This is a genomic window from Streptomyces sp. UNOC14_S4, assembly GCF_020740835.1.
Taxonomy (GTDB): domain Bacteria; phylum Actinomycetota; class Actinomycetes; order Streptomycetales; family Streptomycetaceae; genus Streptomyces.
Genome location: NZ_JAINFC010000561.1, coordinates 1 through 4,696, shown reverse-complemented (window position 1 = coordinate 4,696; position 4,696 = coordinate 1). Strand labels below are relative to the sequence as shown.

4 protein-coding genes are annotated in these 4,696 nt (G+C 75.8%); 3 read left to right on the top strand and 1 reads right to left on the bottom strand.

Annotation, left to right across the window (positions count from 1 at the left end; genetic code table 11):
* Positions 1-64: 64 nt before the first annotated feature.
* Complete coding sequence (locus tag K6I34_RS32000) at positions 65-1,300, bottom strand: low specificity L-threonine aldolase (RefSeq protein ID WP_229331475.1); 1,236 nt, start codon at positions 1,298-1,300, stop codon at positions 65-67.
* A 184-nt stretch (positions 1,301-1,484) separates the two neighbouring features.
* Between K6I34_RS32000 and K6I34_RS31995 the strand changes: the two genes are divergently transcribed.
* The 3 genes from K6I34_RS31995 to K6I34_RS31985 form a co-directional block, all read left to right on the top strand.
* A complete protein-coding gene (locus tag K6I34_RS31995) occupies positions 1,485-2,405 on the top strand; it encodes a Rossmann-like and DUF2520 domain-containing protein (protein ID WP_229331473.1) in 921 nt (306 codons plus the stop codon).
* Positions 2,402-3,301 carry a pantoate--beta-alanine ligase gene (gene panC, locus K6I34_RS31990; protein ID WP_229331471.1) on the top strand — a complete coding sequence of 300 codons (900 nt, stop codon included), beginning with the start codon at positions 2,402-2,404 and terminating at the stop codon, positions 3,299-3,301. Before K6I34_RS31995 ends, panC begins: the two co-directional genes overlap by 4 nt.
* Positions 3,298-4,696 (top strand): L-aspartate oxidase (locus K6I34_RS31985; protein WP_229331469.1); only part of this gene is annotated, 1,399 nt, incomplete at its 3' end. The genes panC and K6I34_RS31985, both read left to right, overlap by 4 nt.

Genomic DNA, 4,696 nt, shown 5'->3' with positions numbered 1-4,696 from the left:
CGCCTCGACCGTGACCCCCGCCCCGACCGCGGCCGACGCGCGCACCCAGCGGTCGCGGTCCGCGTCAGCCTGCGCCACCGGCGCCCGGCGCCACCCTGGCGAAGAAGGCGCCGACCGCCTCGACGACCGCTTCCGGCGTCCACACCAGGGCTGACGAGGCGATCGTCATGTCGCAGAGCGACAGGCCGGGCACCTCGGACGCGTACCAGCCGCCGAACAGCGATATCCGCGCCTCCTCCGCCAGCGACAGCCCCGCCTCGGCCAGCACCTCCGGCGGATACGGCAGCCACACCTGGAACTGATGGGTCTGCGGTATTCGCGGCAGCACCCGGAACCAGGGCACCCCCGCCGCCCGGAACCCCTCCTCCAGGGCCCCGGCCACCACCTTGGCGTGGGCCGCGTACGCGGGCAGCCGGGGCAGCTCGCGCTCCAGGCCGGCCAGGGCCGAGAGCGCCGCGGGCCACTGCTGGAAGACGTCGCCCCCGTACCGGTGCCGCCAGGCCCTCGCCTCCTCCACCAGCTCGGCGGGGCCCGCCAGCGCGGCCCCCGATATGCCGCCGAGCGCCTTGTAGAAGGACACATAGACCGAGTCCGCGAGCCCGGCCAGCTCCGCGAGGCCCACCCCGAAATGCGGCGCCGACTCCCACAGCCGCGCGCCGTCGAAGTGGACCACCGCGTCCCGCTCGCGGGCGGCCTCCACGACCGCCACCAGCTCCTCCCACGTGGGCAGGGCATAGCCCGCGCGCACCAGCGGCAGCTCGACCGCGAGCGTCCCGAACGGCTCGGCGAGATCACGGATCTCCCCGGCCGTCGGCAGCCTCGGCGCGTGCGTCGGGTGCACCGCGCGCAGGCCCGACACCTGCGCGTACGCACCCCGCTCGTCCCGCTCCAGGTGGGACATCGGGTGCAGCGCCACCACCGGGCTGCCCGTGCGCCCCGCCCAGCACCGCAGGGCCACCTGCTGCGCCATCGTGCCGGTCGGGAAGAAGGCCGCGGCCTCCATGCCCAGCAGCTCCGCGACCCTGCGCTCCAGCTCGCCGACCACCCCGTGCCCGTCGCCGTACACGTCCAGCGGCAGCTCCAGCTCGCGGCTGCCCGCGGCGTCGGCGGCCAGGGACGCCAGCCGCTCGCCCACCGTCAGCGCCGCCGCCGGAGCCGCCGAGAGAACCCGCTCCACGCCCCGGACGGCCGCGATCCGGCGAGCCCGGCCGGCTCCCGTCCCCGCCTCGCTTCCGCCCGTGTCCCCACGGGTTTCCCCGTCGTGCTCCTTGTCGTGCTCCCCGTTCCCGTTCTCGGTCATGACCCGATGATGACGCACCGCGACCGCGCCCCCGGAGTTATCCACAGGCCGGTTTTCCACAGGGCTGAGGACGGCCGGAAGTGGCGGGGCCGTACTCGCGTAGCATGACGAAGGAATCGTCCGGTACCCGCCCCTGGCCTGCGGCATGGGGGAACCCAGGACTGGAACGGAAGGCCATCGCCGCGTGAACGCACAATCCTCCCCGCAGCACCCGAGCCCACAGGACCGTCCGGCCCGGCTCACCGTGGGCGTCGTCGGAGCGGGCCGTGTCGGCCCCCCGCTCGCCGCCGCGCTGCGCCTCGCCGGACACCGCCCCGTCGCGGCCTCGGGCGTCTCGGACGCCTCCAGGCGCCGGGCCGCCGAGTTGCTCCCCGGAGTGCCCCTCGTCCCGCCCGCCGAAGTCCTCGCGCGCGCGGAGCTGGTGCTGCTCACCGTTCCCGACGACGTGCTCCCCGGGCTGGTCGCCGGGCTCGCCGAGACCGGCGCGGTCCGCCCCGGGCAGCTGCTCGTCCACACCTCGGGCCGCCACGGCACGGCCGTCCTCGACCCGGCGCGCCGGGCCGGGGCCCTGCCGCTCGCCCTCCACCCGGCCATGACCTTCACCGGCACCCAGGTCGACGTCGAGCGCCTCGCGGGCTGCTCCTTCGGCGTCACCGCGCCCGAGGAGCTGCGGCTCGCCGCGGAGGCCCTGGTCATCGAGATGGGCGGCGAGCCCGAGTGGATCGAGGAGAGCGCCCGCCCCCTCTACCACGCGGCCCTCGCCATCGGCTCCAACCACCTGGTCACCCTGGTCGCCCAGGCCATGGACCTGCTGCGGACCGCGGGCGTCACCGCCCCCGACCGCATGCTCGGCCCCCTCCTCGGCGCCGCCCTGGACAACGCCCTGCGCAGCGGCGACGCGGCCCTCACCGGCCCGGTGGCCCGTGGCGACGCGGGCACCGTCGCCGCGCATATCACCGAGCTGCGCGCGCACGCCCCGCAGGCCGTCGCCGGCTATCTGGCCATGGCCCGTACGACCGCCGACCGTGCCCTCGCGGCCGGTCTGCTCAAGCCCGAACTGGCCGAGGACCTGCTCGGCGTCCTCGCGGACGGAGGCAACGAATGACCATCCAGCTCACCCGCACGGCCAAGGAGCTGCACGTCCTGCCCCGCGCCGGGCGGCGCGCCGTCGTGATGACGATGGGCGCTCTCCACGAGGGCCACGCCACCCTGGTCCGCACGGCCCGCGAGCTCGTGGGCCCCGAGGGCCAGGTCGTCGTCACCGTCTTCGTCAACCCCCTCCAGTTCGGCGCGGGCGAGGACCTCGACCGTTACCCGCGCACCCTCGACGCCGACGTCCTCCTCGCCGAGCAGGCGGGCGCCGACGCCGTCTTCGCCCCCGCCGTCGACGAGGTCTACCCCGGTGGGGAACCGCAGGTCCGTGTCACCGCGGGCCCCATGGGCGAGCGCCTCGAAGGCGCCTCCCGCCCCGGCCACTTCGACGGCATGCTCACCGTCGTCGCCAAGCTCCTGCACCTCACCGCGCCGGACGTCGCCCTGTTCGGGCAGAAGGACGCCCAGCAGCTCGCGCTCATCCGCCGCATGGTCCGCGACCTCAACTTCCCGGTGGAGGTTGTCGGGGTGCCGACCGTCCGTGAGGGCGACAACCTCGCGCTCTCCAGCCGCAACCGCTACCTCTCCGAGGCGGACCGCGCCTCCGCCCTGGAGATATCCCGCGCCCTGCTGACCGGCGCCGCCGCTGCTGCGCTGGGCCCGGCCGCCGTGCGCCGCTCCGCCCGCGCCGTGCTCGACAACGCGGCCACCATGGAGCCCCCCGTCGTCCTCGACTACCTGGCCCTGGTCGACCCCGCCGACTTCACCGAGGTCACCGACGGCCACACCGGCGAGGCCGTCCTGGCCGTGGCCGCCAGGGTGGGCACCACCCGCCTCATCGACAACATCCCCCTGACCTTCGCGGAGGCGGTTCCCACGGCCGCCGCGGAAACCGGAGCGCAGCGATGACCGGTATACGGCTGAACGCCCCCCGCCCCGGCTGGTCCGTCGACGCCGACGTCGTCGTCGTCGGCTCGGGTGTCGCCGGGCTCACGGTGGCCCTGCGCTGCGCGGCCGCCGGGGCGAACGTCACCGTCGTCACCAAGGCACGCCTCGACGACGGCTCCACCCGCTGGGCGCAGGGCGGCATAGCCGCCGCGCTCGGCGAGGGCGACACCCCCGAGCAGCACCTCGACGACACCCTCGTCGCCGGTGCCGGGCTCTGCTCCGAGGAAGCCGTGCGTGCCCTCGTCACCGAGGGCCCCGACGCCGTGCGCCGCCTCATCGACACCGGCGCCCTCTTCGACACCGACGCCGGGACCGGCGAGATCCTCCTGACCCGCGAAGGCGGCCACCACCGCCGCCGGATCGCCCACGCGGGCGGCGACGCCACCGGCGCGGAGATCTCCCGCGCCCTCGTGGAGGCCGTCCGCGCGGCGGGCATCGAGACCATCGAGCACGCCCTCGTCCTCGACCTCCTCAAGGACGCGGACGGCCGGGCCGCCGGAGTCACCCTGCACGTCATGGGCGAGGGCGAGCGCGACGGCGTCGGCGCCGTCCGCGCCCGGGCCGTCGTGCTGGCCACCGGCGGCATGGGCCAGGTCTTCTCCGCCACCACCAACCCCTCGGTCTCCACGGGCGACGGCGTCGCCCTCGCCCTGCGCGCCGGGGCGGAGGTCTCCGACCTGGAGTTCGTCCAGTTCCATCCGACCGTCCTGTGGCTCGGGTCCGACGCCGAGGGCCAGCAGCCCCTGGTGTCCGAGGCGGTCCGCGGCGAGGGCGCGCACCTCGTCGACGCCGACGGCCACCGCTTCATGGCCGGCGCCCACGAGCTCGCCGAGCTCGCCCCGCGCGACATCGTCGCCAAGGGCATCATGCGCCGCATGCAGGAGCTCGGCGCCGAGCACATGTACCTCGACGCGCGGCACTTCGGCGCCGAGATGTGGGCCCACCGTTTCCCCACGATCCTCGCCGCCTGCCGCGCCCACGGCATCGACCCGGTGACCGAGCCCATTCCGGTGGCGCCCGCCGCGCACTACGCCTCCGGCGGTGTCCGCACCGACCTCCACGGCCGGACGACCGTGCCCGGGCTCTACGCCTGCGGCGAGGTCGCCTGCACCGGCGTCCACGGTGCCAACCGCCTCGCGTCCAACTCCCTCCTGGAGGGCCTGGTCTTCGCCGAGCGCATCGCCGCCGACATCGCCGCGTCCGGCCCGGCCGCACCTCACGCGGCCGACACCGGAGCCGAGGCCGACACCGGAGCCGAGGCCGAGGCCGGGGCAGGCACTGAGGCCGACACCGGGGCGGACACCGCGTCCGGCCCGGCCGGGCCGTCGGCCGGTCACGAGCCCGCCACCCCCACCC

What these genes read in the sequence shown, in the direction of transcription:
- K6I34_RS32000 (WP_229331475.1), bottom strand. Translation starts at nt 1,300, where the DNA reads ATGACCGAGAACGGGAACGGGGAGCACGACAAGGAGCACGACGGGGAA.
- panC (WP_229331471.1), top strand. Translation starts at nt 2,402, where the DNA reads ATGACCATCCAGCTCACCCGCACGGCCAAGGAGCTGCACGTCCTGCCC.